26 protein-coding genes are annotated in these 25,621 nt (G+C 70.5%); 15 read left to right on the forward strand and 11 right to left on the reverse strand.

Annotated elements, in window-relative coordinates; all coding sequences use genetic code 11:
* Positions 1-328: 328 nt before the first annotated feature.
* The gene (locus tag AB0M36_RS35635; protein ID WP_364166802.1) at positions 329-823 is read right to left on the reverse strand and encodes a hypothetical protein; all 495 of its coding nucleotides are present in this window, start codon (positions 821-823) and stop codon (positions 329-331) included.
* On the reverse strand, positions 820-4,137 hold the full coding sequence (locus tag AB0M36_RS35640; protein ID WP_364166804.1) for a DUF1194 domain-containing protein: 3,318 nt from the start codon (positions 4,135-4,137) through the stop codon (positions 820-822). The genes AB0M36_RS35635 and AB0M36_RS35640 overlap by 4 nt, the downstream gene beginning before the upstream one ends.
* 309 nt (positions 4,138-4,446) lie before the next feature.
* On the opposite strand from AB0M36_RS35640, the gene AB0M36_RS35645 reads away from it, so the two are divergent.
* From AB0M36_RS35645 to AB0M36_RS35665, 5 genes are all read left to right on the forward strand, one after another.
* Complete coding sequence (locus AB0M36_RS35645) at positions 4,447-4,836, forward strand: hypothetical protein (protein WP_364166806.1); 390 nt, start codon at positions 4,447-4,449, stop codon at positions 4,834-4,836.
* Positions 4,833-5,246 (forward strand): hypothetical protein, encoded by a 414-nt coding sequence (locus tag AB0M36_RS35650; protein WP_364166808.1) that lies wholly within the window; start codon positions 4,833-4,835, stop codon positions 5,244-5,246. Before AB0M36_RS35645 ends, AB0M36_RS35650 begins: the two co-directional genes overlap by 4 nt.
* A gap of 5 nt (positions 5,247-5,251) precedes the next feature.
* The gene (locus tag AB0M36_RS35655; protein WP_364166810.1) at positions 5,252-5,758 is read left to right on the forward strand and encodes a hypothetical protein; all 507 of its coding nucleotides are present in this window, start codon (positions 5,252-5,254) and stop codon (positions 5,756-5,758) included.
* Between the two features lie 333 nt (positions 5,759-6,091).
* Positions 6,092-6,424: a cupin domain-containing protein gene (locus tag AB0M36_RS35660; RefSeq protein WP_364166812.1), complete on the forward strand. Its 333-nt coding sequence runs from the start codon at positions 6,092-6,094 to the stop codon at positions 6,422-6,424.
* 97 nt (positions 6,425-6,521) lie between these two features.
* Positions 6,522-6,956 carry a hypothetical protein gene (locus AB0M36_RS35665; RefSeq protein ID WP_364166814.1) on the forward strand — a complete coding sequence of 145 codons (435 nt, stop codon included), beginning with the start codon at positions 6,522-6,524 and terminating at the stop codon, positions 6,954-6,956.
* Here AB0M36_RS35665 and AB0M36_RS35670 read toward each other — a convergent pair.
* Positions 6,953-7,291, reverse strand: coding sequence for a hypothetical protein (locus AB0M36_RS35670; RefSeq protein ID WP_364166816.1), 339 nt, complete (start codon positions 7,289-7,291; stop codon positions 6,953-6,955). The genes AB0M36_RS35665 and AB0M36_RS35670 overlap by 4 nt on opposite strands.
* Positions 7,292-7,519: 228 nt before the next feature.
* Here AB0M36_RS35670 and AB0M36_RS35675 point away from each other — a divergent pair, with 228 nt between their 5' ends.
* From AB0M36_RS35675 to AB0M36_RS35710, 8 genes are all read left to right on the forward strand, one after another.
* The gene (locus tag AB0M36_RS35675; protein ID WP_364166818.1) at positions 7,520-8,626 is read left to right on the forward strand and encodes a hypothetical protein; all 1,107 of its coding nucleotides are present in this window, start codon (positions 7,520-7,522) and stop codon (positions 8,624-8,626) included.
* On the forward strand, positions 8,626-9,300 hold the full coding sequence (locus tag AB0M36_RS35680) for a DUF6182 family protein (RefSeq protein ID WP_364166820.1): 675 nt from the start codon (positions 8,626-8,628) through the stop codon (positions 9,298-9,300). The genes AB0M36_RS35675 and AB0M36_RS35680 overlap by 1 nt, the downstream gene beginning before the upstream one ends.
* A 72-nt stretch (positions 9,301-9,372) precedes the next feature.
* Entirely contained in the window at positions 9,373-10,044 is a 672-nt protein-coding gene (locus AB0M36_RS35685; RefSeq protein ID WP_364166822.1) for a hypothetical protein, read from the forward strand.
* Complete coding sequence (locus AB0M36_RS35690) at positions 9,995-11,680, forward strand: GH3 auxin-responsive promoter family protein (protein ID WP_364166825.1); 1,686 nt, start codon at positions 9,995-9,997, stop codon at positions 11,678-11,680. Before AB0M36_RS35685 ends, AB0M36_RS35690 begins: the two co-directional genes overlap by 50 nt.
* Positions 11,681-11,799: 119 nt before the next feature.
* Positions 11,800-12,384 carry an RNA polymerase sigma factor gene (locus tag AB0M36_RS35695; RefSeq protein ID WP_364166827.1) on the forward strand — a complete coding sequence of 195 codons (585 nt, stop codon included), beginning with the start codon at positions 11,800-11,802 and terminating at the stop codon, positions 12,382-12,384.
* A 307-nt stretch (positions 12,385-12,691) separates the two neighbouring features.
* On the forward strand, positions 12,692-13,213 hold the full coding sequence (locus AB0M36_RS35700; RefSeq protein WP_364166829.1) for a hypothetical protein: 522 nt from the start codon (positions 12,692-12,694) through the stop codon (positions 13,211-13,213).
* Positions 13,206-13,613, forward strand: coding sequence for a hypothetical protein (locus AB0M36_RS35705; RefSeq protein ID WP_364166831.1), 408 nt, complete (start codon positions 13,206-13,208; stop codon positions 13,611-13,613). Before AB0M36_RS35700 ends, AB0M36_RS35705 begins: the two co-directional genes overlap by 8 nt.
* A gap of 1 nt (position 13,614) precedes the next feature.
* Positions 13,615-15,837 (forward strand): bifunctional polysaccharide deacetylase/glycosyltransferase family 2 protein, encoded by a 2,223-nt coding sequence (locus AB0M36_RS35710; protein WP_364166833.1) that lies wholly within the window; start codon positions 13,615-13,617, stop codon positions 15,835-15,837.
* Here the strand turns inward: AB0M36_RS35710 and AB0M36_RS35715 are convergent.
* The gene (locus AB0M36_RS35715; protein ID WP_364166835.1) at positions 15,830-16,453 is read right to left on the reverse strand and encodes a winged helix-turn-helix domain-containing protein; all 624 of its coding nucleotides are present in this window, start codon (positions 16,451-16,453) and stop codon (positions 15,830-15,832) included. The two genes, AB0M36_RS35710 and AB0M36_RS35715, sit on opposite strands and share 8 nt — an antisense overlap.
* A 166-nt stretch (positions 16,454-16,619) precedes the next feature.
* On the opposite strand from AB0M36_RS35715, the gene AB0M36_RS35720 reads away from it, so the two are divergent.
* Together AB0M36_RS35720 and AB0M36_RS35725 are read left to right on the forward strand one after the other, a co-directional pair.
* Positions 16,620-16,799 (forward strand): hypothetical protein, encoded by a 180-nt coding sequence (locus tag AB0M36_RS35720; RefSeq protein WP_364166837.1) that lies wholly within the window; start codon positions 16,620-16,622, stop codon positions 16,797-16,799.
* Positions 16,800-16,819: 20 nt separating this feature from the next.
* Entirely contained in the window at positions 16,820-18,163 is a 1,344-nt protein-coding gene (locus tag AB0M36_RS35725; RefSeq protein ID WP_364166839.1) for a radical SAM protein, read from the forward strand.
* 4 nt (positions 18,164-18,167) lie between these two features.
* On the opposite strand, the gene AB0M36_RS35730 is transcribed toward AB0M36_RS35725, so the two are convergent.
* The 7 genes from AB0M36_RS35730 to AB0M36_RS35760 form a co-directional block, all read right to left on the reverse strand.
* Positions 18,168-19,454 (reverse strand): helix-turn-helix domain-containing protein, encoded by a 1,287-nt coding sequence (locus tag AB0M36_RS35730; protein ID WP_364166841.1) that lies wholly within the window; start codon positions 19,452-19,454, stop codon positions 18,168-18,170.
* A gap of 159 nt (positions 19,455-19,613) precedes the next feature.
* Complete coding sequence (locus AB0M36_RS35735) at positions 19,614-20,237, reverse strand: GAF domain-containing protein (protein WP_364166843.1); 624 nt, start codon at positions 20,235-20,237, stop codon at positions 19,614-19,616.
* Entirely contained in the window at positions 20,206-21,105 is a 900-nt protein-coding gene (locus AB0M36_RS35740; RefSeq protein WP_364166845.1) for a S8 family serine peptidase, read from the reverse strand. The genes AB0M36_RS35735 and AB0M36_RS35740 overlap by 32 nt, the downstream gene beginning before the upstream one ends.
* Positions 21,096-23,966 carry an adenylate/guanylate cyclase domain-containing protein gene (locus tag AB0M36_RS35745; RefSeq protein ID WP_364166847.1) on the reverse strand — a complete coding sequence of 957 codons (2,871 nt, stop codon included), beginning with the start codon at positions 23,964-23,966 and terminating at the stop codon, positions 21,096-21,098. The genes AB0M36_RS35740 and AB0M36_RS35745 overlap by 10 nt, the downstream gene beginning before the upstream one ends.
* A 90-nt stretch (positions 23,967-24,056) precedes the next feature.
* Positions 24,057-24,236: an aroma-sacti cluster domain-containing protein gene (locus tag AB0M36_RS35750; RefSeq protein ID WP_364166849.1), complete on the reverse strand. Its 180-nt coding sequence runs from the start codon at positions 24,234-24,236 to the stop codon at positions 24,057-24,059.
* Between the two features lie 50 nt (positions 24,237-24,286).
* Positions 24,287-24,535: a helix-turn-helix transcriptional regulator gene (locus AB0M36_RS35755; protein ID WP_364166851.1), complete on the reverse strand. Its 249-nt coding sequence runs from the start codon at positions 24,533-24,535 to the stop codon at positions 24,287-24,289.
* The gene (locus tag AB0M36_RS35760; RefSeq protein WP_364166853.1) at positions 24,516-25,493 is read right to left on the reverse strand and encodes a hypothetical protein; all 978 of its coding nucleotides are present in this window, start codon (positions 25,491-25,493) and stop codon (positions 24,516-24,518) included. Before AB0M36_RS35760 ends, AB0M36_RS35755 begins: the two co-directional genes overlap by 20 nt.
* Positions 25,494-25,621: the final 128 nt, after the last annotated feature.

Below are 25,621 nucleotides of genomic sequence, written 5' to 3' on the forward strand. Positions count from 1 at the left end.
TAGGGAGCCTCATGGCACACGAACCCAACTGAGCGCACCCGGCGGGAAGGAAGCGCTTCCGCAGGCCGGCGAGCAATTCACCGCGACGGTCGTGAAAGGTTGCTTCGGCGTGGCTGAAGGTTTCGACGAGCGCCTGCAGCGGAAAGACCGACTCCATGTCGGTGAACGGCTCCGGCAGCGGCAGGCCCTGGTCGAGGGCATCCAACGCGGGCCGGGCCCGGTGGAGTCCGGCGATCTCGAACGCGCGGCGGGCCAGCCAGCGGGCCGCAGCACGTTGGGTGTCCGGACCTGTGTCAGCACCCGGCCGCGTGCGTCGGTGGCCGGACCGCTAGTCCTTCATCTTCGCGTAGAACCCCCCGTCTGCGGAGGTGATGCGCAACTCGCCGGACGCGGGCAGGGCCAAGAGCCGACATCCCTGAATCACCTCGCCGCCCCCGATATCAGCCGATTCGAGACGGCAGAGCAGGTACTGGCCCTCCTTGGCCGGCAGGACGAATTCGCCGTCATCGTCGAGGGCGGCGATCACCCCGCCGGCCTGGGTCACCTGGTCACGGTTGATCCGCGCGTCCAGGTATGACAGGTCTTGCTGACCGATCGGGTCGTTGCCGGTGTCGCTCCAGAGCTTGTCGACGGCCGCGGCTGGTACGGCGATGATCCAGCCCTTGTCGATCGGCGAATCGCCGCGCCCGGTGTCGTCCAGGAAGACGGCGGTGCCGGTCAGGCCGTCGGCTGGCGGGTCGGTGCATGCGGCCAGCGGTGCGAGCAGCAGCAGCGTCGCCGCTGCTCGCACCACTACGGCTGTCCGGAACTGAGGCCGGCTCATTTCAGGGTGAACTCCGCTTCGTACGTGGACCCGTCGACCAGGGTGATCCGGAAGACCTGGGTGGTTGCCGCCCATGTCTTGGGAGTCTGCACGTTGAGGTGCCAGTGCGGGCCGGACTTGACCATCTTGTAGCTTGCGCCGTCGTTCAGGAACCTTGCCGACTTGACGGTGCCGGCGGTCACGCCCGGACCGGAGATCGACCACTTGAGCGGGATGGTGCTACCGGCCTTGACCACGGTGGGTCCCGGAGTCACCACCGGCGATTCGAAACCGCCGAAGGTGTACGCGGAGACCACCGTGATCTGGACCGTGGCCGTGCTGGTCTGGCCCGCGGAGTCGCGGGCGGTGACGGTGATGACGTGCTCGCCCAGGGTGAGCTGGTCGGCGCGCAGCGGCAGTTGGGCGCCGGTGCCGAGCACACCGTCGCGGTCGGAGGACCACTGCACCGCGTCGCCGTCGAGGAGACCGTCCTCGGCGTCGTTCGCCTGGGCGGCGAACGGAATCACCTGCGCTCCGGCGAACGACTGCCCCGCACCGGGGGTGACCAGGTCCACCGTGGGCGCCAGGTCGACCGGCTTCGGCGGCGCCGCCACCCGCTGCACGGTGATCCGGACCGTAGCAGTGCTGGTCTGACCCACCGAGTCGCGGACGGTGACGGTGATGACGTGGTCACCCTCGCTGAGCTGGTCGGCGCGCCAGGGCAGCTGCGCGCCGGTGCCGAGCAGACCGTCGCGGTCCGACGACCACCGCACCGAGGTGCCGTCGAGACGGCCGTCCTCGACGTCGTTGGCCTGGGCGGCGAACGGGATGGCCTGCGCGGCGGTGAACAGGTCCCCCGTGCCGGGGGCGAGGACCTCGACCGTGGGTGCCAGGTCGGGCAGCGAGAACGTCGCGGAGGCCGCGGCGGTGCTGCGGACTCCGTCGCTGGCGATCACCTTGAGCTTGGCGGTGGTACTGCCGGGCAGCGCCCACCGCGGCACCGACACCGACGAGCCGGTGATGTCGACCGCGACGACCTCCCAGCTGGTACCGCCGTCCGCGCTGTACAGCACGGTGTTTGCCAGCGACGGCGAGTCGGCGTCGCGCGACGACCACGAGATGGTGAGCTGCTCGGTGCTGCCCGAGTTCGGGACGCCGACCGAGACCGTCGGCGCGGCCGTCGTGGCCGTCGCGGTGGCCAAAGTGCGACCGTCGGCGCGCAGCTGCACCCGAGCCACTCCGGCCAGGTCGGCGGGGACGACGACGTTGAACAGCGACGGCTGCGGGCCGGCCTCGGCGCCGTCCGGCCCCGCGTCGCCGTCCTGGTGCGCGGGCATAAACCGCACGCTGTGCAGCACGGTGCCTGCGGCGTCCTGCAGCAGCAGTTCGTGGGTGCCGTCCGGGTCGCTGGGGGTGGGGGCCAGGTCGACCGCCAGGGCCGGCTTGAGCTGCGCGCTCGCGCCGTCGGCGGCGATGATGCCCCGCAGCGTCAAGCCCGTGCCGACCGGGCGTGGCGCGGCGTCGAAGCCTTCGATCGGGTCCCGGTCGCCGGAGAACAGCTGCAGGTAGTCGCGCTTGCCGATCCACCGTCCCTGCGTGCTGTTTCCCACGCAGTACGACATGAGCGAGGTGGTGGTCTGGGGCGAGGAGAGCGCCGCTGCCTCGTTGGTTTTCAGGAACCGGTGATCCATGCCCCAGATCTCGCGCCGCCGGTCACCCATCGGGCCCAGTGCCGCCACGGTCCTGGTACCGAAGGTCGTCTTGTCCGGATACTCGGGGGCGTCGTCGTCGGCTTCCTCGCCACACCAGCCGTTCTTCGCGTAGTCCCAGACCCCCAGGAACTCTTTGTAGCCATTGTCGGCCGCGTTCACCGAGTGGTGCAGCCCGTAGGTGTGCCCGAGCTCGTGCACGACGCGGTTGCGTCCGTGGCCCCCGGTTGTCGGACCGACGGTGTAAGAATCCCAGCCGGAGGCGACCGCCCCCACCGCCCTTCCTTGGGTGTTTCCGTCGGCGTTGCCGCGCAGGACGCCGTACCAGCGCTTGTCGCCGTAGTTGCGGGAGATATACCGCTTGGCGACCAGTGCCTCGTTGACCTCGTCGATCGTGGGGCGCTTGTCCATGTACAGCGTCGCGAACTTGCCGCGCCAGCCTGCCGTCGGCAACTGGCTCCAGGTGCGCTCGGACTGCTCCTCCAGGTCCTCGTAGGAGGGTGCGATCCGCTTGCCGTCCTCCATCCAGCTGACCGCGTTGAACTGCACCTCGGGCGCGAAGGGGGAGGCGCCGAAGGTCAGCACCTTGGAACACAACATGGTGGGACCGCTGACCGCACCCGGGCAGGACACCCCGCCGGGAAGCTCCAGCGCGAATTCCGTCTGACCCTTGGCCGTCCAGGCCGCCGGCACGGAGAAGTTCAAAGTCCGGTCCAGCGCGTCGCGATCGTTGGCCAGGTTGCCGTCGACCAGGACACCCGAGGCGGCGTTGACCGCGGTCAACGGGCTGCCGGGCAACTCCCGTCCGCCGGCGAAGCCACGCAGCCGGCCGGAGGTCCGCACCGGCTCACCCGGCGTGCTCAGGTAAGCGCGCACCACCGTGGGCTTGGCGGACACCAGCGGCACCGAGTTGTCCAGGTCCTGCACGGACTGGGTCACTTCGAGGGCGTCAAGCTGCACCGAATCCGCGACGCAGCCCGACAGCAGAGAGGTGAACTCGGCCGTGGTGCGGGCCGTGGTGACCGTTCCGCCACCGAAGACGTACGGACCGTACGCGCGCACCGCGTCGGCGGAGCGGAAGCCGCCGTCCTCGATGGCCACGACGCTGTAGCGGTCGACACCCTTCTCCTTGGCGTACTGCCAGGCCGAGCCCATGTACTCGCCCGAGTTGTGCGAGCCGTCGGTCGACATGCACAGGTTCCAGTCGGCGTCGCCCCGCCCGGCCGTCAGCAGCTCGTTCGTACCCACGCGCAGGGCGTCGCCGGGGTTGGTGCTGTAGCCGATCTGCGCGATCGCCTTGACCTTCGCCACGACCTCGGCCAGATCCGCCGCGGAGTTCAGCTGCGTCAGGGGCACCTCGGTCCGGGTCGCCGGCTCGCTCCAACCGGAGTATGACCACTGCACGACACCCACCGACCGCGTCCCGTTCAACGGGAAGTTCACCGGGTCCTGCAGCGCGGCCGAGTAGCCCTCCAACTGCAGCGCCCAGTCGGACGAGTCGATCGAACCGGAGCCGTCCAGCAGCAGCACCAGATCCCGCTTGCGACTCGTGTCCGCGGCCGACGCCGGTGTAGGTGCGAGCAACGGGGCCGCCGTCGCCAGCGCGCACGCGCCGGCAGCGAACACTCGGGCAAGGCGTCTCTTACCTGTCACAAACCGCTCCGATTCTCGGCAGACACAGTGCGGCGAGAAACTCGCCGACCAAGGCGCGGCACACACCACGTCAGGGCACGGCAATCCGCACGAAAATAACGGTACGAATCGGGCTTATGCCTAGGTTCTGAGCAGGCTCAAGACCAGCTCAAGCACCAAGTCCTGATAACCGACGACACGTCAAGATCCCGGCGGCCGAGGGGCGTGACATTCGACTCAAAGAACGGGTCTACCAGCTGACAAGGTCGCTGTGACATGCGTGCCGCTGGTAACACTGCCGGCATGCACGACTGGGAGCGGGAGCTGGCGGAGATCCGACGGCGCGTGAATGAGCGTGTCTACGAGTCGGAACGTGCCCTCGAGCGGTGGCGGCTGCATGCCGAGGACCGACTTGCGGACGCTGACACCGCGGTGTTCGAGGAGCCGTTGGATCCGGCGGCTGTCCCCGGTGACGCTCCCGAGCAGTTCCGCGAGGTTGTCGCCAGGTTCGACTCCGGCGAACTTGACTGGCAGACCGTGGTGTCCGGATCGGTCGAAGATGAGGGCGAACGCGCCGTGTCGATGTGGATGGACCGGCGTCTGGGGCAACTGCAGGCTGCGGGTCGGCTCGTGCGACGGGGGATGACCGCGGAGGAGGCCTACGACGAGGTCGCCGGGCGGGTGGGCCGGTGAGCGGTTCCGGCACGCTCGGGGCCTCCCGGGCGTTCGACTACCACCTGCGCTCCCGCTGGATGAAAGCGTTCGAGGCGCTCGCGCAGACGGCCGACACCTTGCAGCAGATGTGTGAGTCGATGGCCGCGCAATACGAGCACACCGTCAAGGGCCTGCTGTACACGCTGACGTACTTCCTGTCCCAGATCAAGAAAGGTCTCGGGAAGATCATGGTGGCCACCAACTGGGCGAAGCTGGCCGCGGCGCTCTATGGTGTCGTGTCGTCGCTCTACGACCTGATCGTTGACGGCGTGAAGCTGGCGGTGGAACAAGTCCAGATGTTCATCGAAGGGTTCGAGATGATCTCGGCGACCGTGGTCATGCTGCGCCATCAGATGGACGGTGACTTCGATGCCCTCAAGGCCGGGTGAGTGACATGAAGGTGCAAGCGGCAGACGGCCGTCAGTGGCGGGTGTTCCGCCGACGCCTGGCGTGGCGCCCGCGGCTACCGCGCTGGATTGTGGAGTGGTGGCCCGAGGGCTGGCCCGACGACAACATCATCGGCCTGATCGTCGGCGTGTACGCGATGGTCCTGCTTTTGATCATGTCGCCGTTCCTGATCTGGTACCTGCTGTCCTGGCTGGTCTGCCTTGTCGTGACACCGTTCGCCTGGCTCGCCCGTGCGACGCTGGGACGCCCCAGCCCGGTGATCGCTTACTGGGAGGAAAACCCGTGGGCCGAGTGGTGGGGCAGCGCCGACGGCCGACCCGCCGCAGACGAGCTTGCGCAGCGTGTCGCCGGTGAGGTGGCGCAGTTCGCGGCACCACGCTCACTGACGGCACCGAGGCCCGAGCTGATCGAGCTGACGACGGTGCGCGAGACCCCGATCGTCGAACGGATCGCGGCACGCTGGCGTAAGCGGCGAACCGGAGCCAACAGTTAGCTGTAGCGCTTTCGTTCGCGAGTACGGAGCCAGACGTCGCCACGTCGGCACCACCTCGCCGGCCAGTCCACGTGGAAATTTTCGTGAGCTGACGACCAGAGCCAGCTCCTGCTGGCGCGGTCGCGGTACGCCTCCATACGCTCACTCAAGCGCTACGCCCCAGCCCCGGCGCCGTCGGCGCTGCTGACGGCACGGTGAGGTACTGGTTCGGCAACGGCGGACCATGGTCCGCCACCAGCGCCCTCTCCTGACGCATCAGGCCTGCCCGATCCGGAACATCGGATCGGGCAGGCCGAACGATCCCGCCGCGTGCGGTGAATGCCAGGATGGGTCATGCAGATCATCAAGGATGCTTGCCGCTTCGCCGCGCCCGCCGGCGATGGCCCCAGCGACTGGGTCGAAAGGTTGCGTACGCCGGATCTCAGCGTCGGCACCTATTGCATCCCCGCGGGCGGCACCGACGACCAGAGCCCGCACACCGAAGACGAGGTCTACGTGGTCGCCGGCGGCCGCGCGGTCCTGAGGGCCGACAGCGGCACCGCGGAGGTGCAGACCGGATCCGTCGTCTTCGTGCCGGCCGGTGAGCGGCACACCTTCACCGACATCACCGAGGACCTGACCCTGCTGGTCATCTTCGGGCCCGCGTACGGAAGCAGGGCTTCCTGAGCCGAATCGTCGTACACGTGTGCGATGAGGGGTAGGAAGTGCGTGATTAAGGCGGAATGTGCCGTCGGGTCATCCCTCCGCACTTCACACTTGCAGGATGAGGCTCGGTCATCTGGCGGTCGGCTTGTCGCTCCTGAGTCCGCTCATGGCGACGGCATGTGGCGACGACGCGTCTTCCAGCAAGGTGTTGGTCTATTCCTGCTGTAAGAAGGAGGACCTGGACAAGGCGTACCGGCCGGGGGAGACGGTGAGTCTGCACTGGGTCGCCGAGGAAAAGGAGCGGCAGCCGAGCGCGGGGTCGACGGAGCTGACCGCACGGATCGTCGGCCCGACCGGTTCGAGCGATTCATCGGTGAGCCTGCGGCTCACCGCCCCGCCGGTCAAGGTGTCGGGCTCGGCGGGCACCCCGCCGGTCATCGAGATTCAGATTCCCCGAGACGCCACGCCCGGCAACTACAGCGTGAGCCACACCCGCAGGGGCGGTGGCGAAAACGTGACCGGCGAGGCCACGATCAAGATCGTGGCCGGCTAGAGGTCTGCGCAGAGGTCCTTGGCCTTGGCGACGGCGGTGTTGAAGACCGCGACATCCCCGGTTGCGCGGGCGTACTCCGCGTCCTCGGTCGCCTTGAGCAGCGACTGGTAGTACTTGTCCTTCTCCACGGCTGCCTGCGCGAGCACGTGGGCTCCGTTCATGCGGAGCATGGTCGCCTTGTCGAAGTCTTCGTCGATCGTCCCGACGAGGGCCAGAGCGTTGCACGAGGCTGCCGCATCCGCTTGGGCCGTATCGCCCAGATATCCGTTGGCGCTGTACGCCCAGACAGCACCCAGTCCGCCCGCGCCCAACACCAGTCCGACGAGCAAAGCCATCACCAAGGCCGCAATCAAGACAGGGCGGGACACTTGCGGTCGTGCTGCCTGATCCGTCATCTGCGGTACTCCTGTCACGTCGACACCTCTTCGCCGATGATCCCGGAAAGTCAAGGGTTCCGCCACGGTGCGTGAGTGCGCCCGTGAGCACAATTTCGCCGGTCGGGAGTGGACAGAAGGGCCTCACGCGTCGTTCGCTCTTTCCGTACGGGGGAGAGGAAGAGCGACATGACAAGGCCTCGGGTGCTCATCGCGCCGGTCACCGTGACGCCCACCAAGCCGTTGACGCCCAGCCACGTCAAGGGGCTGCTCTGGGTCGATGTGCTGTACCGGGCGACCGCCCTGGTCGCCGACGTCGACTATCGGTACAGCGTCACCACCTACAACGTCACGGCGCAGACGCTGGGCTTTTGGGCGTACATGGATGCCGAACGTGTGGATCCCGAATCGCTCACCGAGGAGGCGATCGGTGAGCACTACGTACGGTTTCAGGCACGCGCCGAGCCGCCGTCCTACGACGTGCTGCGCCCTTACGCGGAAAGGGTGGAGGCGACCGGATGGGTGCATCCGGCGAGTGCCAGGATGCTGCGGATCTGGGCCGGCCACTACGAGGCCCTGGGGCTGCACGATCCGGGGTTGACCGCCGTCGCGCCGCCCGGCCTGGGGTTGGCCGGGGTCCTGAGCCTGCTCACCGCACACGGGCTGTGCCTGGATCTGCGGGACGACGGCGGTCCGGTCTATCTCGACGCCACGCGCTTCGGGATTCCGCTGCGAAAAATCGTGTCGGCTGAGGGGCAGCCGAACTACCTTGCCTGCACCCTGCGGGATCTGCTGCCGCTGGCGCAGTCCTACGACCGGGTCGTCCTGCTGTACGACCGCGAGTTGCACGAGGACTACGTGCTGCTGTCCAAGGTTCTCGAGGTGGTGGGAGGCGTCGTCTCCCGGGAGGTGGTGGAGCGCGTCCCGATCAACGGCACCGTCCGGTCCAGCCGCTACGGGGGCTGGAGTGGCCACACCGTCGCCGATCTGCTGGACGCCGTGCGGGACGCCGGTGACACCGACGCGATCCGGCTGGGGCTGCGGTTGTATTTCATCGCGGTGTTGGGCCGCGGCGTCCAGCAGTCGTTTCGTAAGGATCTGCTGCGCCAGTCGGTCGTCCGGGCCGGGCGGCTGCTCGCCGCCGACCGTCCTTGCGACCCGGTCGGCGTGGACCGGGTCCTGCGCCGCAGCATGGGCAGCCTCGAATACGCCGACCCTTACCGGCTCACCTCGGCGTTGCTGGGCCGCCGCGGCAATCCGCCGGTGCGGGATCTGGCCCGGGCGGTGTTCTGCTGATGGCGACCCAGGATTATCTCGCCGCCGTTCTGCGGGAACGGCTGACCCGAGCCGGCATCGATGCCGCCAGGCTCGAGTCGGTGACGGAGCCGGAGCGGGACTGCACCGCTGTCGCCGTGCTCCGGCGATTCGAAATCACGACGTTCGCGGAGTCAGCGTTGCGCTTCGCGGCGAACGTGAGCGTCGAGCAGGGCGCGGATTGGCTGGCCGCGTTGACCCGTACCGCGTTCCTGGCGGGCAATCCGGCGAATCTGCGGGGTCGCTTTCCGCCGGCGTACCTCGCCCCGGACGAGTCGATCGCCTGGTACGGGCCCGCGCCATCCTCGGATTACACCGGGTTGCGCCGGTTGCTCAAGGCCTTCCCGGCAGGCAATCTCCAGGCTCCCACGCGGATGCTCATCCCGGCCTGTGCGGACGGCAAGGCGGGACCGCGATCCTGCCGGCTGCGCCTGGCGACCGCCGGTCTGACCACCGCTTCCTATCTGGTCCACCTCAACCACACCCTGGCCGAGGCGGTCCTCGACGGGCTGCTCCGGGCGGATGATCCGCTCGTCATCGACCATGTGCCGGAGCTGACGGACGCGGACCTGCGGACCGCGGCGAGGATCCGGGTGCATCGGGACACTGCCGATCCTGCTTGCTTGCGGGCATACACCTGCTTGTATGTCAGGTGACCGTCTTATCAGGACCTTCCACGTGTCGATCTGGTTACTCTGAGCCGATTTCGATCGTACGCGGAGGTGTTCATGCCCGGAGAGTTCTGGGTGCTCCTCGGGGCCGACTATGCGGGCAAGTCTTCGGTCTTGTCCGCATTGGCGCGCCGTACCAATTGGCAAGTGGCCTCCTATGACGACGAATTCCTTGACGACGGTTACCCATCGGTCTCCCGGCTGCGCGGGGAGTTCTTCGAAGCATTGCGGGAAGCGGGTCGCCGCTATTCCACCGACTTCGCCCTGAGCATCGCGCAGACCGCGGTGGTGTTCCTGCGCGATCAGGCGCTGGCCGGCAGCGTGGCCCGCCCGGTACTGGTGGATTCGTACTACTACAAGATCCTGGCCAAATGCCGCCTGGCCGGGTTGGCCAACGAGCAGATCTTCGCCTGGTGGCGTTCGTTCCCGGCACCGCGAGGCGTCATCTACCTGGAGACCGACGCCGGCGTCGCCTGGCGGCGCTCGGGCAACGGCGCCGCCGTCAACCGCTTCGAGCACTACGGCGACCAGCCGAGCCGGGAGGCGTTCGTCAGGTTCCAGATCGATCTCCGCCGGCTGATGCTCGCGGAGGTCCGGGACGTGCCGACCAGCGTGATCGGCGCCGCTGCCGACGTCGACGACATCGCCCGTCAGATCGAGGAAATCGTGAGGAGTGATCATGGCCATCGATCCGGAGATCGCGGCAAGGGTCGCCCAGTACCGGCATAGGACCGTCGCCGAACGCGATGCGCTGCGCGCCGCGCTCGGGGACGCCGTCTCCCATCAGCGGCGCGCTCTGGCCGACGTGCTCACCGAGAACGCCGCCACGGCCTTCGGCGGGGAGCACGGCTTCGCCGGCATCCGCGACGTGGACGCCTTCCGCGCCGCTGTGCCGATCCGTGACTACGAGGCGCTGGCGCCGTGGATCGACCGGGCGGCCGATGGCGAACCGCGCGTGCTCACGGCAGACGATCCTGTCGTGTTCTTCATGAGCAGCGGCAGTACGGGCGACAACAAGAAGATCCCGATCACCCGCAGTTTCATGCGGCGCAGCTTCTTTCCCTTCTACTACGCGGCCTGGGCCAACTTCGCCGAACATTTCCCGCGGGTGCTGGAACGCGACGACACCACCCTCAACCTCAAACACGACCCGGTTCCCCGCCTCGCCGCCACCGCCTCGGGTCGGCCACACGCGGGAGCCAGCCAGGTCGATTTCGGCGCCGCCTTCGGAGAGCACCTGGCGGCCGAGCCCGGCACCCGGGCGCCCTGGTCCGCGCTGCCCGCCACCGTCTGGACCGAGGACCACCTGGACCGGTCCTACGCCCGGCTCCGGCTCGCCGTCGAGGCCGATCTGCGCTGCGTCATCGGCATCAACCCCGCCATGGTGGCGGCCCTGCCGTACCAGCTCGCCGAGTGGCTGCCGCGGATCGTCAAAGATCTCCACGACGGCACGGTCGACGGGAAGCCGCACGGCTGCGCCAACCGCGAGCGCGCCGCGGAACTGGAGCGGCTGGCCGGGTACTACGGGACGCTGCTGCCGGCGCACGTCTGGCCCAATCTGGAGCTCATCTTCTGCTGGACGACGGGGTTGGCGTCGCTCTACCTGCCTCGGCTCCGGGAGAGCTTCGGTACGCGGGTGACGGTCCTGCCGGCGCCGGTCGCCGCGTCCGAGGGGCCGGTCGCCGTGGCGCTGGACCGGCACGCGACGGCCGGTTCCCTGGTCGTTCCGGCCGCCCTGTACGAGTTCGTGCCCGCCGACGAGGAGTTGCGCCCGGACAGCGCGACCCTGCTCATGGAGGACCTCACCGAGGGCGAGGAATACCACGTCGTCTTCACCCACGTCGGCGGGCTCTGCCGGTACGCCGTCGGCGACGTGGTGCGCGTCGTCGACCGGGTGGCCGGCGTTCCCCGCGTCGAGTACGCCGGACGGCGCAACCTCAGCGACGTGGCCGGCGAGCGCCTCCGCGAGTCGCACGTCGTCCGCGCCCTACGCACCGCCCTGGACCGCACCGGCCTGGAGGTCGTCAACGCGACCTGCCGTCCGGTCGTGCGGCCCGGCGCGGGCACTCGATACGAATTCGCCCTGGCCGCGTTCGCCAGCGGAGGAGCCGGCTGGGGAGACACGGAGGTCGAGGCGCTGACCGCCGCGCTGGACGCCGCGCTGAGCGGCACCGCCGAGGGATATCGCGGCGCGCGAGCCGCCGGGCGCCTCGACGCGGTGAGGTTGCACGTGGTCGGCGCGGAGCGGTTCGCCGAGGACTGGCAGCGCCGGGTCGCGCGGGGTGTGCGTCCCGCCCAGGTGAAGGACCGCGTCTTCCAGCGCGACGACGCGAGCTGGGAGCGCATGATCAGCACCGGGAACTGATCGGAAAGTCCCGACCCGCGGGACGTATCGTGCGACGCCACGCCGATGCTGGTGTGTACCGTGCTGGCCTTGTCCGGGCCGGAATCGCGGCGCCGGGGTGAGGGGTCGACGGAGCAAGCGTGTGGGATGACGACGAACTGACCGCGGCGGTGAAGGCGGCGGGTGCCGGCGACGAAGCGGGTTTCACGGCGCTCTGGCGCTCGCTGCAGCCTGCCGTCCTGCGTTACTTGAGGGTCGTGGTCGGCGACGCCGCCGAGGACGTGGCGTCCGAGACCTGGCTGCAGGCCGCCCGGGATCTGCATCGCTTCACCGGGGACGGGGCCGCCTTCCGGGGCTGGCTGTTCCGGATCGCCCGGCACCGCGGCATCGACGAGCGGCGGCGGTCCGGGCGGCAGCGGGAAGATCCGGTCGAGTCCATCGCTGACGACGTCGGCCACGCGGGTGACGCCGCCGCCCAGGCCCTGGAGCACTCCGGCACCGAGTGGGCGATCGGGCTCATCTCCGGGCTGCCGCCGGACCAGGCAGAGGCCGTCATGCTGCGGGTCGTGGCCGGGCTCGACGTCGCGACCACGGCCCGGGTGCTCGGCAAGCGGTCCGGCGCTGTCCGCGTGGCCACGCTGCGTGGCCTGCGAAAACTTGCCGCGGATCCCCGGGTGCGGGCGCGCGGCGACGAGGGTGACTTCTTTCACACGAGGGAGGTGTAACGCGATGCGAGGCTGGCGCGCTCTTCGTAGTGCGATGCGTAAACGGCTTACTTCCCGGCTTGGTCCGGCGGAGGCTGACCGGCTGATGGCCGGCAACCCTGCCGGCGCCGAACACCGTGGGCTGGCTGCGCTGCTCGACGCCGCGAAGGCTCCCCCCTCCCCCCAGGAGCTGGCCGGCGAACGAGCCGCGGTAGCCGCGTTCGTGGCGGCGTATCGGGACGCTGCAACGACCGGCCTGCCGAGAGGAAAACGCCGTGTACGCATATCACTGTCCGCCAGGGCGGTCACAATGAAGGTGGCGGCCGGAGTGGCTGTCCTGGCGGGCGGCGGTGTCGCCCTGGCGGCGGAGACTGGGCATCTCCCCGCCGGGGCACAGCACCACGCCCATCGTTTGTTCTCGGCCGTGGGCGTCCCCGCGCCGGCGCCCGAGACCACGTCCGAACGACCCACGACCGTCCGTCCCTCGACCGCGGGGCCCACGACCGCGCATCCCGCGCCCTCTGCTCCGCCGTCCCCGAAGGCTCCCGGCGGGCCGCCGTCGGAGGCCCCGAACGTACGCGGGCTATGTCAGGCCTGGGCAGCCCAGCAGGAACCGCACGGCAAGCCGATGAAGGGCAAATCCCGCCAGGCCCTGATCGCCGCGGCCGGCGGCGAGGATCGCGTCACCGACTTCTGCGTGGCCCTGCTCGGCACGCCGACCACCACACCGGCGCCGGGGGCCGACCCCGATCGCAAGCCGGACCACACCGGCAAGCCGACCGCCACACCCGGCAATGGCAAGGGCCATGGCCAGGACAGGACCCGTCCCCCCGGACCGAAAGATGACTGAGCCGGTCTTCGTCGACCGCAGCGGCCGTCGCCGCCGCGTCGTCGCGCTCGCCGGCTCGGCGGGCGCTCTCGTTCTCGTGCTCGCCGTTCTCGCGCTGGTCGCCGGGTTCACCGGCGTCGCACCGGCGACGCTGCCGGGCTGGGCCGAATCCGGCACGGAACGGCTGCGCGGGGATACGACACCCCCACCGGCCGCGCCGTCGCCGACGCCATCCGCGGGTCTTCGCCCCCGCGTCACCACGCCGGCGGCGCCCCCGGACGACCAGAGCGACGCCGGCGCCACCACCCGGCCCACGTTGGGCGCGTCGACCAGCACCTCCGCCGTGGCGGCACCGCCGGGGAACAGCCATCGGCGGATTCCGACCCACACCCCGTCGGCGCGACCGGGGAAGAAGCACTGACATGGGCAAGCGCGTGCTGCGGCGGGAACCCCGGGCCCACTGGGTTCTGCTTCTCCTGACCATGGGGGTGCTGCTCGCGGAGCTGAGCCTCAACGGGCACGTGAGGCACGTGGGCAGCGAAGGCGACGGTCCGGCGCCCGCGCCCGATCGCGCCCCGGCGCCGGCCGCCGCCACCGGCGGCGCGGCCGTCCAACGGCTCGGCCCCAGCACCGCCGTCAGCAGCCGCGGGATGCCCGCCAAGACCATCGCCCTGACCTTCGACGACGGCCCGGACCCGCGCTGGACGCCGCGCATCCTCGACGTGCTGGCCCGGCACCGGGCGCACGCCACGTTCTTCCAGGTCGGTTCGCAGGTCAACAAGCATCCCGAGCTCGCGCGCCGGGCGCTCGCCGAGGGCCACGAGATCGGCTCGCACACCTTCACCCACGCCGACGTCGCCGTGCTGCCGGACTGGCGGCTCGACGCCGAGCTCACCCTGACCGCCAACGCGGTCGCCGCCGCCACCGGGCGCCGGCCGGTGCTGCTGCGCCCGCCGTACTCCTCGAAACCGGCCGCCGTGACCGCCGCCGAACACCGCGCCCACCGGCGCGCCGCCGAGGCCGGCTATCTACTCGTTCTCACCGATCTGGACACCGGCGACTGGCGCCGCCCCGGCGCCGACGCCATCGCCGCGGCAGCCCGGCCCCAGGGCAGGGCCGGCGCGGTCGTGATGATGCACGACTCCGGTGGCGACCGCGCCCAGACCGTGGCGGCCCTCGACCTCCTGATCCCGGCAATGCAAGCGAAGGGCTACCGCTTCATCACCGTCTCGGAGGGCCTCGGCCTGTCCGCGATGCCGTCGGCGGACGCCGGACAGCAGTGGCGGGGGCACGCGCTCCGTGCCGCACAGATCGCCGGCGGATGGCTCGCCGATCTCCTCACCGTGCTCATGCTCATCGCTGTAGTGCTCGCCGGGCTGCGGCTGCTGGCCCAGATCGTCAGCGCCCGCGTGCACCTGCGCCGGCTGCGTCGCGACCGGCGCCCGCTGGAGTACGTCGGAGGAGTCTCGGTGATCGTGCCCGCCTACAACGAGGCCGCCAACATCGCGGCCACCGTGCTGTCGCTGGTCCGCAGCGACTACCCGGCCGTCGAGGTCATCGTGGTCGACGACGGTTCCACCGACGGCACCGCCGACATCGTCGAGCGCCTCGGCCTGCTCGGCGTCTACGTCCTGCGCCAGCGAAACGCCGGCAAGCCCGCGGCCCTCAACCACGGCATCGCGTACGCCCAGCACGACATCCTCGTCCTGGTCGACGGCGACACCGTCTTCGAGCCCGACGCGGTCGGCCGCCTCGTGCAGCCGCTGCGCGACAGCCGGGTGGGCGCCGTCTCGGGCAACACCAAGGTGGCGAACCGCGGTGGTCTGCTCGGCCGCTGGCAGCACCTCGAATACGTGATCGGCTTCAACCTCGACCGGCGCATGTTCGACGTCGCCGAGTGCATGCCGACCGTTCCGGGCGCGATCGGGGCCTTCCGGCGTGCGGCCATCGACGACGTCGACGGGGTGTCGGCGCAGACCCTGGCCGAGGACACCGACTTCACCATGGCGGTGCTCCGGGCGGGCTGGCGGGTCGTCTACGAACCCTCCGCCGTCGCCTGGACCGAGGCTCCCGCCTCGCTGCGCCAGCTGTGGCGTCAGCGCTACCGCTGGTGCTACGGCACTATGCAGGCGATGTGGAAGCACCGCCACGCGCTGCGCGAGCGTGGCGCCGCCGGTCGCCTCGGCCGGCGCGGCCTCGGCTATCTGCTGCTCTTCCAGGTCCTGCTGCCGCTCACCGCGCCGATGGTGGACGTCTACGCCGTGTACGGCGTGTTCTTCCTGGAACCGACCACGGTCATCGCCACCTGGACGGGCTTCACCGCGGTGAGCGCGGCCACGGCCGCGTACGCCCTGCATCTCGACGGCGAACGCTGGACTCCGCTCTGGAGCCTGCCGCTGCAGCAGATCGTCTACCGGCAGCTGATGTATCTGGTGGTGATCCAGTCGACCGTGATGGCGCTGCTCGGCGGGCGGTTGCGCTGGCACCGGATGGTGCGCACGGGCGCGGCCACGGCTCACATCTCCGAGCAGGACCGCCCGCGGCCGGTTCCCGCGCAGAGCTCCCGGCATCCGATCAACCTGCCGACCCGGGCGCTGCCGACCATCGGCGCGCAGCCCAGCCGCGAACGGTGGCCGATCAACTAGCAGTCTTCTCGTCGGATGGTTCGGCGGAGCTGCGGGGATGGATGGCGACCAGGAGCTCGAAGGTCGGTTCGCCCGGCGTGGTGGCGGCGCTGAATCGGTCGACCAGGTCCAGGAGCGCCTGGCGGAACTCGCCGGCCCGCCCGGGCGCCATGCGGGCGGTGGAGTAGCTGACCAGGGCCCGTTTGGCGTCGGGCGCGTTGCGGTCCATCACCGCGGTGCCGTCGTGCAGTCCGGTGAGGAGGTTGCCGCGTACCTCGTCGAAGAGGGTGTTGACGACCTCGCCCATCTCGTGGGTGGCCTCGACCGGGGTGGTGGCCGGCACGTCCGCCGGCTCGGTGCCGCGTTGGAACGTGATGGCCTCCTGGGCCGCGCCGTACTGCTTCTCGATGATGCCGTTGACGACTCCGGTCGCCCGGATCTCGAGGAGTCCACGTTGCTCGAGCTGGCCCAGGTGGTAGTAGATCTTCTTGGGAGGCATGCCGATCGCGCCGGCGAGTTCCTTGGCCGTCCAACGTCGATCGTGGTCGTTCATCATCAGCTCGAGGATCGCCAGCCGCGCCGGGTCGGCGAGCGCCTTCAGTGTCTCGACGTCGTCGACGACGCGCGTTGCCACCATCAGTTGGGTCCTCTTCAAAAGGCGCGGCTTTGTCGGAATCGTACTGCAAGTCGAGGGAAGTAAGACGCCGTAGAAAAGTCAAACACTTGACGGAGGTAGGGCGTCTAGCGACACTTGAGCGCCAGCCAATCGAGCTGGTCTATCTTTAGGGGATCCGGGGGGATTCATGCTGTTCGATTCCGTGCTGCCGCAGGCCATCGAGGTTGCCGACCAGCTCACTACGCACCTCTCCGCCACGGCCCACCTGGTCACCCAGCACGCCGGTGCGTGGCTCGAGGAAATCACCCGGTCCGTTAGCGAGGTCGCGGGCAACGAGCAGGTCAACGGCGGCTGCCACGTCAACTAGCCGAGCGCCCACTGATTCCCATGACGCCGTCGCGGCCAAGCAGGTACGCCATCGTCGGTGACACCGTGTTCCGGCACCCGACCGGGCGCGTGGTCCGGCCCGTATTGCACGCCGCGACGGCTCGGGTGTTTCTGGCCGACCCGGACACCGCCGGACGCCTCGCCGGCGAACCGCCGAGCGAGACTGCCGGAGCCGACCACGATCGCCTCCTCGCCGACGCGGGTCTGCTCGTCGCCGAGGACGCGGACGAGCCGGCGGCGATCATCGCGGCCGGCCGGGCGGCGTCCCGGGACGCCCGGATCCGCAACTTCGTGGTCATGCCCAGCGCGTACTGCAACATGGGGTGCGGGTACTGCGGGCAGACCCATGAGCGGGTGACCGTGTCCGGCTCCCATCGCGAAGTCCTCGCGGCCCGGTTCGACCGAGCCGCGAATTCCGGACGGTACGACGCGTTGACGGTGCGGTGGTTCGGCGGCGAGCCGTTGATGGCCTTCGCCGTCCTGCGTGATCTGTCCGACCGGTTCATCGCCAGCGCCGACGCCGCCGGCGTCCGTTATGCCGCGAAGGTGGTCACCAACGGCGCGTTGCTGGACGCGCGCAAGCTGCGGGCGCTGCACCGGGCGCGCGTCGGCACGATCGAGGTCACTTTGGATGGCCCGGCCGAGGTGCACGACGCGAGCCGCCCGCTCAAGAGCGGTGGCGGCTCCTTCGCGCGCATCACGGCGGTGATCGCGGCCGCCCTCGACGATGCCGAGGTGGACGGCCTGCAGTTCGTCATCCGGACGAACGTGGGGGTGCACAACGCCGGTCTGGCCGAGCCGTTCTCGGCGGCCCTGGCCGATGCCGGGTTGGCGCATGACCGGGTGCACTGCTATCCGGCTCCCGTGCACGCCTGGGGTAACGACGTCACCGACGTGGCTCTCGCGCGTCGGGAGATGGCCGCGACGGAGATGGCGTGGCTGCGCGCGTACCGAAAGTTTGGTCTGCGGTCGGCGCTTCTGCCGACCGCCCGCAAGGACGTGGTCTGCGTCGCGACCACCCGGCATAGTGAGGTCGTGGCGCCCGACGGCCGGTTGTACAGCTGCACGGAGCAGCCGTTGGTTCCCGGCGTCTCCGACGCTCATCTCGGCCGGCTCGCCGAGCATGGGCCGGACGAACTGCGCCCGGCCGGTGCCTTCGACGACTGGTACGACACGGTCGAGGCGGGCGAGACCCCGTGTCGATCGTGCGCGATCCTGCCGCTCTGCGGCGGTGCCTGCCCGAAGTTGTGGCGTGAGGGCCAGTCGCCCTGCCCGCCGCTGCGCGACAACATCCGTCAGCGGCTGGACCTGTACGCCATCGACGCCGGGTGCGTGCCCGCGTAGCCGGTCAGTGGACGTCGTCACGGCCGGCAGGGTGCAGCAGGGCGCGTACCAGCTGGGGGACCCGTAGCTCTGTGCCCGTGTTGCCCGGCGTGGCCCGCACCAGGCCGCGCCCGATGAGCACGTCCAGAACATCGATCACCCTCTCCCACGGCTGGCCCAGCGACGTGACCACCTGCGCCACGGTCCACGAACGATCGTCGGTTGCCAGGGCGTGCAACAGACTCTCCTGCTCGGCGGTCAGCGCGTCGCAGCAGGCGCGAAGGAGCCCTCCGATCGTCTGCGACCGTGGGCCGTCCGTGCCGTGGCGGGCGGCGGCCTGCTGCTCGGTGCGCGCCGGCACGGTAAGTCCCAGCAGATCCCACACGGACATCTGCGCGAGCTGCCGCACGCCCAGGACCCGTCCACGGCAGGCGACCGCCTCCAGGGCGAGCGGCAGGCCGTCCAGCCGGCGGCAGAGTTCGGCGGTGGCCGCGGCGTCGTCCGCGGTGAGGGTGAAGCCGGTGCGGACCTCGGACAGCCGGTCGACCAGCAGCCGCACCGACGGCAGCGCGGTGATCTCCGCCAGATCGTTCGACGGCTCGGGTGTCGGCAACGGCGCGAGCACCGTCGTCTGAATGCCGGCGAGCTGCCAGGGCTGGTGCGAGGTGGTGATGACGCGCAGTTCGGGACAGGCGCCGAGCAGGCCGGCCACCGCCGGGGTGCAGTCGTCGCCGTTGGCGATGCCGTCGAGCACGAGCAGGGCCGCCTGCGATCCGACGATCTGGCGGATGCGGGCCGTGTCGTGCCGGCCGAAGGTGCGCGGGCCGGCGTCCTCCCACAGCACCGGCCAGCGGTGACGCCCGTTCATCCAGGCGGCCACCTCGGCCGCCACCCGGGTCTTGCCCACGCCGGGCAGGCCGGACAGCGACACCATGCGCCGGCGGCCGGAGGTGAGCAGCTCGGCGATGGCGCGGATCTCGTCGTCGCGGCCGAGGACGGCGTCGACCGAGGCCGGGCGGGTTTCGGCGACGACCTCGAGCCGGGCCGTGCTGCGGCGGTGGTGCCCGGCCTGGAGGAAGGCCTCCCGGACGGTGCCCTCCAGCCGCAGGCCGTTGGCCAGCAACAGGAGCGTCAGTGCCCGGGCGTTGGCGCGGCCGGCTTCCAGGTCGCGGATGGTGCGAGGGCTCACGGTGGAGAGGTCGGAGAGCGCCCGCTGCGTCAGCCCGGACCGCAGTCGGTGGTGGCGCAGGAGGTCGGGGAAGCTCAGCCCGGCGGTGCCGGCCGACGTGGCCGGGTGCGCACTCGGACGCATGACCGGTGCGGGCCCGGCGGCCGTCGCTACCGCCGGGATCATCGCGGGCCTCGGGCACATCGAGGTGAGGAGCGCATCGCTCTCCGATCCAGGCGTCGCGTACGGGATGGACGTCTGAATTTTGTTGGACGTCGTACTTCGCTGTCAAGCCATGGCGACTCAGCGTGCCAGAGAGTGCTCTGCCGTGGTCCGTTGCAGCAGGTGAAGGCAGACGCTGAGCAACTCGACCGCGAGGGGGTCGGGTGTCTGTGCGACGGCCAGGTCGGAGAGCCGGGCCAGCAGGCCACCCCACTCGTGGGTCTCGACGCGCCGCTCGCGGTGGCGCACCAGCGACAGGCTCACCGCGGCCTGGGTGGCCAGCAGGTCCAACAGTTCGAGGTCGTCCAGTTCGCGATCCGGCTCGGTGGCATGTCGGTCGAGGACTTCCAGCACACCGATGCACGTGTTGCCCGCGATCAGCGGCGCCGCCATGATGCTCGACGGCAGATAACCGGTCGAGGTGGCCGCGTCGCGGGCGAAGTGGTCCGTCTCGGCCACGTTGTCGACGATGAGGGTCTGGCAGCTCATCGTGACCCAACCGGCGATGCCCGTGCCCGCCGGGAACCGCCGGCCCACCAGGCTCTGCTCGCCGGCGCCGGCCACCGCCGCGAAGACCAGATCGCCGGTGTCCGGACTCACCATGAAGATCGACGAGGCGGCGGCCGCATACACATGTCTCGCCACCGCCACCACGGACTGGAGAAGGTGCTGCTCAGTGGTCCCGCTCAGGAGTTCGTGTGACAAGGATGCCTCCCTGGTCGCTCTGCGGCGAGACATTCGCCGCGCAGTGGTAGAGAACGCTCTTGAGTTGGAACGGCGTGAGCCATGGGTGCTTGCTCAGCACCAGGGCCGCGATGCCGGCGATATGGGGGGCCGCGAAGCTGTTCCCGGTGTTGCGCATCGTGCCGCCGCCCGGACTGGCCACCGGCACCCGGACGCCACGGGCGCAGAACTCCACCGGCGGGGTCGCGTTGTAGTAGAACCGCATCGGATCCGGCTCGGCGTGGCTGGCCACCGAGACGACCGAGGCGAAGCTCCACGGGAAGCTCTCGATCGGCAGATTGTGTGCCGCTACCACCAGCAGACACCGACGGAAATAGGCGCGGTCGCACAGCTCCGCCAGCCTCGACCGGAACTCGGGCCGTGCCGTGGACAGGCTCATGTTGATCACGTCGAAGCCCTCGTCGACGGCGTGTGCCAGCCCGGCCAACAGCGCCGCCGCCGTGCCGGACTTGCCGTCGCCGAGGACGCGGACCGAGCTGAGCGAGACCTTCGGCGCCACCTCGCGGATGATCCCGGCACACGCGGTGCCGTGCCCGGCCGCGTCGCTGGGCGCACACTCCCGCACCCGGGGCGGCCGGCCGTCCTCCGACACCACCTGCCAGGCCTGGTCCACCGGGCCGACCAGCGGATGGTCCGCGTCGATGCCGCTGTCGAGCACGCAGACCCGCACCCCCGAACCGTCGGCGCCGCCCCAGGCCCACGTCGGGCCGATGCCGGCGAACAGGTCGGCCGGCATCGGCTCGGAGCCGTCGACGGCCATGCCCCAGGCGGGCATCCCCGACCGCTGCCGGGGTCGTTCACCTCGCCACGGCGGAACAGTTACATCCATGCCCGTACCGCCCCTTCTGGCCGGACCGCGCCGACCAGCGTGTAACAGTCGATCGCCGTGCGAGCGGAGGCCCGCGCGCGTGCGTCGTCACCGAGCGACCGGTAGCTCCGCGCCAGGTCGAAGTGGACTTCCGCGCGCAGGCAGGGATCGTCCGTGCCCTCCAACAGGGTCATCACCTCCTCTGTACGGGGGTCATAAGTCCCGCGGGCCGCGGCTGCCGCGACCGTGGCCGACAAACTCAGCAGCCGCCCACGGATGTCCATGCCGGCGCTCCGGGCGGCCAACTCGGCCAGGTCGGCGACCGCGGCAGGGGTCGGATCGTGGCGAAGGCGTTCGCGCGCCGCCTGCACCCGCAGAGTGAGCGCGGTGGGTGCGTGCCCCGCCCGGTGGGCGCCGTCGGCCGCCCGGCGGTAGCAGCGCTCGGCGTCCCCGTGCTCACCCTCCAGCGCGTGCGCCAGACCCCAGGCCTGATCGACGAGGACACCACCGATGGTCAGGCGCAGCTGCTCGACCGCCGTACCCGCCGCGGTCAGCGTGCTCCGGGCCGCCCGGGCATCGCCGAGCAGGGCGAGGCAGCGCGCCTGCGCGGCCAGCACCGGCACGAGAAGCACGCGGTCACCGGCGAATCGGCCGGCGAGGTCCGCGCAACCGGCGAGCTGCTCGCGCAGCGGCGTCGGGGCCCATTGCCGCACCTCACAGAGCGCCACGAGCAGGCGGTCCTCCTCGTAACTGTCGTGACCCAGCCGGGCGTGGGCCAGGGCGGTGCGGGCCGCGCGCTCGGCCGCCCCGAACCGGCCGTGTCGCAGGTTCACCAGGACGCGCAACTGCTCGAAGCGGCACCAGGCCAGATGGTCATCCGGATCGCCGGCGAGTTCCTCCGGCACCGACTCGTCCTCGGCGTCGCCGAGGCGAACGGCAAGCAGACGCTCCTGCATCAGGCAGGCTCTTCGGGTACGCGGATCAGCGCTGCGACGCCCCACCTCGGCCACCACCTTCAGGGCCCGCGCGGTGGCGCCGTCCAGCAACAGGGCGTCGCTGAGCCGCAGCGCCGTGGCGGCGCCCGTACCGTCGGAATCGCTGGACAACGCCTGCCCGAGCAGGCCGACGGCCGCCGGGATGTCGCGCTGCCGCAGGGCGGTGGTGCCCTCCAGCAGGGACGCGGAGGCGGCCAGTCGGCGCAGCCGTGCCAACTCGTCGTCGTGCGGGCGCAGATCGCCGAGCAGGCGCACCGCGGCGTTCAGGTGGAAGGCCGGGCTCACCGAGGCGTCCGCGAGCGCCCGGTGCCAGCCCAGGCGGCATTCCTTGTCCAGCCGGGTGTAGGCGGTCTCGTGCACCGGTTGCTGCACGAACGTGTACTCGCCGGTCCGCGCCGCCGGCCGGATGAGCTGGCGTGCCACCAGTGGTTCGAGGGCGCGGTCCGGCACCGGCTGGCCGAGCAGAACGAGTTCGTCGACCGTGAAGGTCAATCCGATGACCGAGGCGGCGCCGAGCAGCTGCCGGGCCGCCGCGGGAAGGCGGTCCAGCATGGCGCCCACCATGGCGGTGATCGTCGCCGGAACTCCGGTGACCGCCAGGTCCGGCGGCGAGGACTCCACCATGAGGCGGATGAAGAGCGGGTTGCCGGCGCTGTGTGACACGACGCGTTCGAGCGAGCCGACGGCGTGTGCCAGCACGTCGACGCTGCCGGCGGAGAGCAGCGCCGTCAGGGTGGCGCTGTCGGCCGGCGTGAGCGCGCCGAGGTCGATCACGTCGTCGCACATCGCCGGCGAACAGGCGGGCTCGACCTCGGCCCACTCGGGCCGGCCCACGCAGATCATGAGCAGCGGCAGGTGTCGCAGGGTGCCGACGAGTTCGCCGATGAGTCGCAGCAGCGACAGGCCCGCCGATTCCAGACCGTCCCAGACCACGATCAGCGGAGCCGTGGCGGCGGCGAGCACCTCCCGGGCGGCCCACGCGATCTCCTCCACGCCCGGCGCGGACGTCCGCAGATCCTCGAGCACCCGGGCCAGCCGGGCCTCGGTGTGCGGCGACTCGCGTATCAGTGCGTCGAGCACCCGTACGAGCGGCAGGTAGGTGTCCATAGGGCCGTAGGACGGGCACTCTCCGACCACGACGGTAGGTGCCGGGCGGCCGTCCGGATCGTCGGTGAGGTCCTTGACCACCTCGCGGACGAGGCGGCTCTTGCCGATGCCGCCGGGGCCGACGATGGCGATCGCCTCGGCGCGCCCGCCGGCCACCACGCGGGCGTACGCGGCGCGCAGCCGGGCGCGTTCATCGGCCCGGTCCACCATCGGCGACTCGTCGTCCGGGTCGGTGTCCGGCGCGGGCCCGAGCACCAGGAACGCCGGCACGGGCTCCGCCTTGCCCTTGAGCACCAGGGGAGCCAGCACGGCCAGCGCGAAGTGCCGCCGGGCCAGATGCGCCACGGTCTCGTTGACCACGATCTCGTCCGCGGCGGCCGCCGACTGCAAGCGTGCCGCGAGGTTGACGACATCGCCGACGACCCGCAGTCCCGCCCGCGAGGAGTTCGTGACCAGCGCCTCGCCCGCCGCCACCCCACAGTGGATGCTCGGTGCGGCGCCCCGCGGGCCGGGCAGGGTGGCGACGTCGGCGCGGATCCGGATCGCCGTCCGCAGCGCCCGCAGCGCGTCGTCCTCCTCCGACCGCACGGCCCCGAACACCGCCATGACCGCGTCGCCGATGAACTTCTCCACCGATCCGCCGTGCTCCTCGACCGCGACCGAGCAGATCTCGTAGTACTGCTCCAGCATCAGTTGCAGGGGTTCGGGGTCGACCTGCTCGGCGAGCCGGGTCCAGCCGACGAGGTCGAGGAAGAGGACGACCACCAGCCGACGGCTCACCTGCGGTCTCCTGACGTGGTCCTCGACATGGTTCGTCCTTCCTGGTGCGCGCCGGCGACGTCACCACGCCGCCGACGCGTCCGGCGCCGGCTAGAGCATCTTGAGGTCGTGGCCCACGACCTCACCCTCGGCCGCCGTCAGCTTCTCCTGGACGTTGACCAGGACGGTCGTCTCCTCAGGAGTCAGCGAGGCGAGGACGGCTCGCTGCTCGGAGCTGAGCAGGTCGACCGGGCAGCCCGCGCTGCGCAGGGCCTCGAGGGGATCGTGCATGAACATCACCTGTCTTCTTGTCAGGGTGGGGAACTGCGCTAGCGCAGTCGTCACGCCGCGTCGGCGTACGGCGGCGGCCAGATGCCGATCGGCAGCAGGCGGTGGACGTAGCAGTAGGCGACCAGTTCGGCACGGTTGCGGCAGTCGAACCTGCTGAGCAGGTCGCTGATCTCCTCGCCGACGGTGTGCCGACTCAGCCGCAGCTCGCGCGCCGCCCGGTCGGTCGTGTAGCCCCGGGCGATCATGGCCAGCAGGCGCATCTCCCGGGTGGAGATCCGGTTATCCGACAACGAGTTCACTGCGACGCACTCCTTTCGACGTGTCGTGCGCGAACAACTCACGCACCATCACCGCGGCCATGAAGGAGACTCCGTGCCATCCGGCGCGACGCTCGTACCACAGCCAGTCGCCATCGGTGTTGGCCTCGAGGAAGACCGGTTCGCCGGTACGCGTCAGGAGCAGGTCGAACGCCCCGTACCGCAGGCCCCAGGCCACACACAGCCGGCGTACGGCGGCGACCACGGCCAGCGGGCAGTCGACTCTGGACACGCGGACGGCGGCGGGATCCGTCCAGACCACGGCGGGATCGGTCTTGTGGACCTCGAAGGCGCAGATCCCGCCGTTGAGGTGATAGACGCGCAGCTCGCGGACGTGCGGGATGTATTCCTGAACGACCCGCGGACCCGAGATGTCCGCGTCGGGAACGTCTCGGCGATCGACGACCATGGGCAGGTGCGCCGTCCACCGCTGAGGATTGGGTTCGGTGGCCCGGAAGTCGGGCGTCTTGACGATGACGCGGCGGCTTCCGAGCTGACGGGCGGCGGCGGCCACGTCGGTCGTCACCACCGTGCGCGGGGTCCGCACGCCGAGGCGGCGCGCGTCGAGCACCTGCACGGTGCCGACCGGCGCCCGGCCGGGCAACCGGTGATCGGCCGACGCCGTCAGCTGGTGGGCGAACCCGGCCCAGGAGGCGGCCTCGACGCCGCTCCCGCCGCCCGCCGCCCGTGCCGCGAGCGTGGCCGCACCGGTGTGACGCGTCCAGACCACGGCGGGACGCACCCGACGGTCGCCGACGGTCAGGACGCGCTCGCTGAGGTCGAACGTCACGGGAAAGCCGTCAAGATCGGCGTTCGTCAGCAGCACCGTCGGCACCCGTAACGCCGTCAGGAGGTCACGGACGACCTCCAGTTCCCGACCTCCGGCGCCGTCCATCAGCACCACGGCATGGTGCGGAGCAATGCGGTCCGATCTGGGCATAGGCGAAGGCTATGCGCGGCGGGGGCACGCAAATGGCAGCTAGGCGGCAGCTTCGCGGCAGCTTGCCGGCCGGCCGCCGCCAGGGTCCCCTCCGCGACCGTACGGTCCCTACCGCGGCCGCAGCGAGC

Origin of the sequence: Actinoplanes sp. NPDC051346 (genome assembly GCF_040682215.1) — a bacterium.
Lineage (GTDB): Bacteria > Actinomycetota > Actinomycetes > Mycobacteriales > Micromonosporaceae > Actinoplanes.

What these genes read in the sequence shown, in the direction of transcription:
- AB0M36_RS35725 (WP_364166839.1), top strand. Translation starts at nt 16,820, where the DNA reads ATGACGCCGTCGCGGCCAAGCAGGTACGCCATCGTCGGTGACACCGTG.
- AB0M36_RS35740 (WP_364166845.1), bottom strand. Translation starts at nt 21,105, where the DNA reads ATGGATGTAACTGTTCCGCCGTGGCGAGGTGAACGACCCCGGCAGCGG.
- AB0M36_RS35675 (WP_364166818.1), top strand. Translation starts at nt 7,520, where the DNA reads ATGACAAGGCCTCGGGTGCTCATCGCGCCGGTCACCGTGACGCCCACC.
- AB0M36_RS35635 (WP_364166802.1), bottom strand. Translation starts at nt 823, where the DNA reads ATGAGCCGGCCTCAGTTCCGGACAGCCGTAGTGGTGCGAGCAGCGGCG.
- AB0M36_RS35760 (WP_364166853.1), bottom strand. Translation starts at nt 25,493, where the DNA reads ATGCCCAGATCGGACCGCATTGCTCCGCACCATGCCGTGGTGCTGATG.
- AB0M36_RS35720 (WP_364166837.1), top strand. Translation starts at nt 16,620, where the DNA reads ATGCTGTTCGATTCCGTGCTGCCGCAGGCCATCGAGGTTGCCGACCAG.
- AB0M36_RS35680 (WP_364166820.1), top strand. Translation starts at nt 8,626, where the DNA reads ATGGCGACCCAGGATTATCTCGCCGCCGTTCTGCGGGAACGGCTGACC.
- AB0M36_RS35685 (WP_364166822.1), top strand. Translation starts at nt 9,373, where the DNA reads ATGCCCGGAGAGTTCTGGGTGCTCCTCGGGGCCGACTATGCGGGCAAG.
- AB0M36_RS35705 (WP_364166831.1), top strand. Translation starts at nt 13,206, where the DNA reads ATGACTGAGCCGGTCTTCGTCGACCGCAGCGGCCGTCGCCGCCGCGTC.
- AB0M36_RS35655 (WP_364166810.1), top strand. Translation starts at nt 5,252, where the DNA reads ATGAAGGTGCAAGCGGCAGACGGCCGTCAGTGGCGGGTGTTCCGCCGA.
- AB0M36_RS35730 (WP_364166841.1), bottom strand. Translation starts at nt 19,454, where the DNA reads ATGCGTCCGAGTGCGCACCCGGCCACGTCGGCCGGCACCGCCGGGCTG.
- AB0M36_RS35690 (WP_364166825.1), top strand. Translation starts at nt 9,995, where the DNA reads ATGGCCATCGATCCGGAGATCGCGGCAAGGGTCGCCCAGTACCGGCAT.
- AB0M36_RS35645 (WP_364166806.1), top strand. Translation starts at nt 4,447, where the DNA reads ATGCACGACTGGGAGCGGGAGCTGGCGGAGATCCGACGGCGCGTGAAT.
- AB0M36_RS35670 (WP_364166816.1), bottom strand. Translation starts at nt 7,291, where the DNA reads ATGGCTTTGCTCGTCGGACTGGTGTTGGGCGCGGGCGGACTGGGTGCT.
- AB0M36_RS35750 (WP_364166849.1), bottom strand. Translation starts at nt 24,236, where the DNA reads ATGCACGATCCCCTCGAGGCCCTGCGCAGCGCGGGCTGCCCGGTCGAC.
- AB0M36_RS35665 (WP_364166814.1), top strand. Translation starts at nt 6,522, where the DNA reads ATGAGGCTCGGTCATCTGGCGGTCGGCTTGTCGCTCCTGAGTCCGCTC.
- AB0M36_RS35715 (WP_364166835.1), bottom strand. Translation starts at nt 16,453, where the DNA reads ATGGTGGCAACGCGCGTCGTCGACGACGTCGAGACACTGAAGGCGCTC.
- AB0M36_RS35660 (WP_364166812.1), top strand. Translation starts at nt 6,092, where the DNA reads ATGCAGATCATCAAGGATGCTTGCCGCTTCGCCGCGCCCGCCGGCGAT.
- AB0M36_RS35710 (WP_364166833.1), top strand. Translation starts at nt 13,615, where the DNA reads ATGGGCAAGCGCGTGCTGCGGCGGGAACCCCGGGCCCACTGGGTTCTG.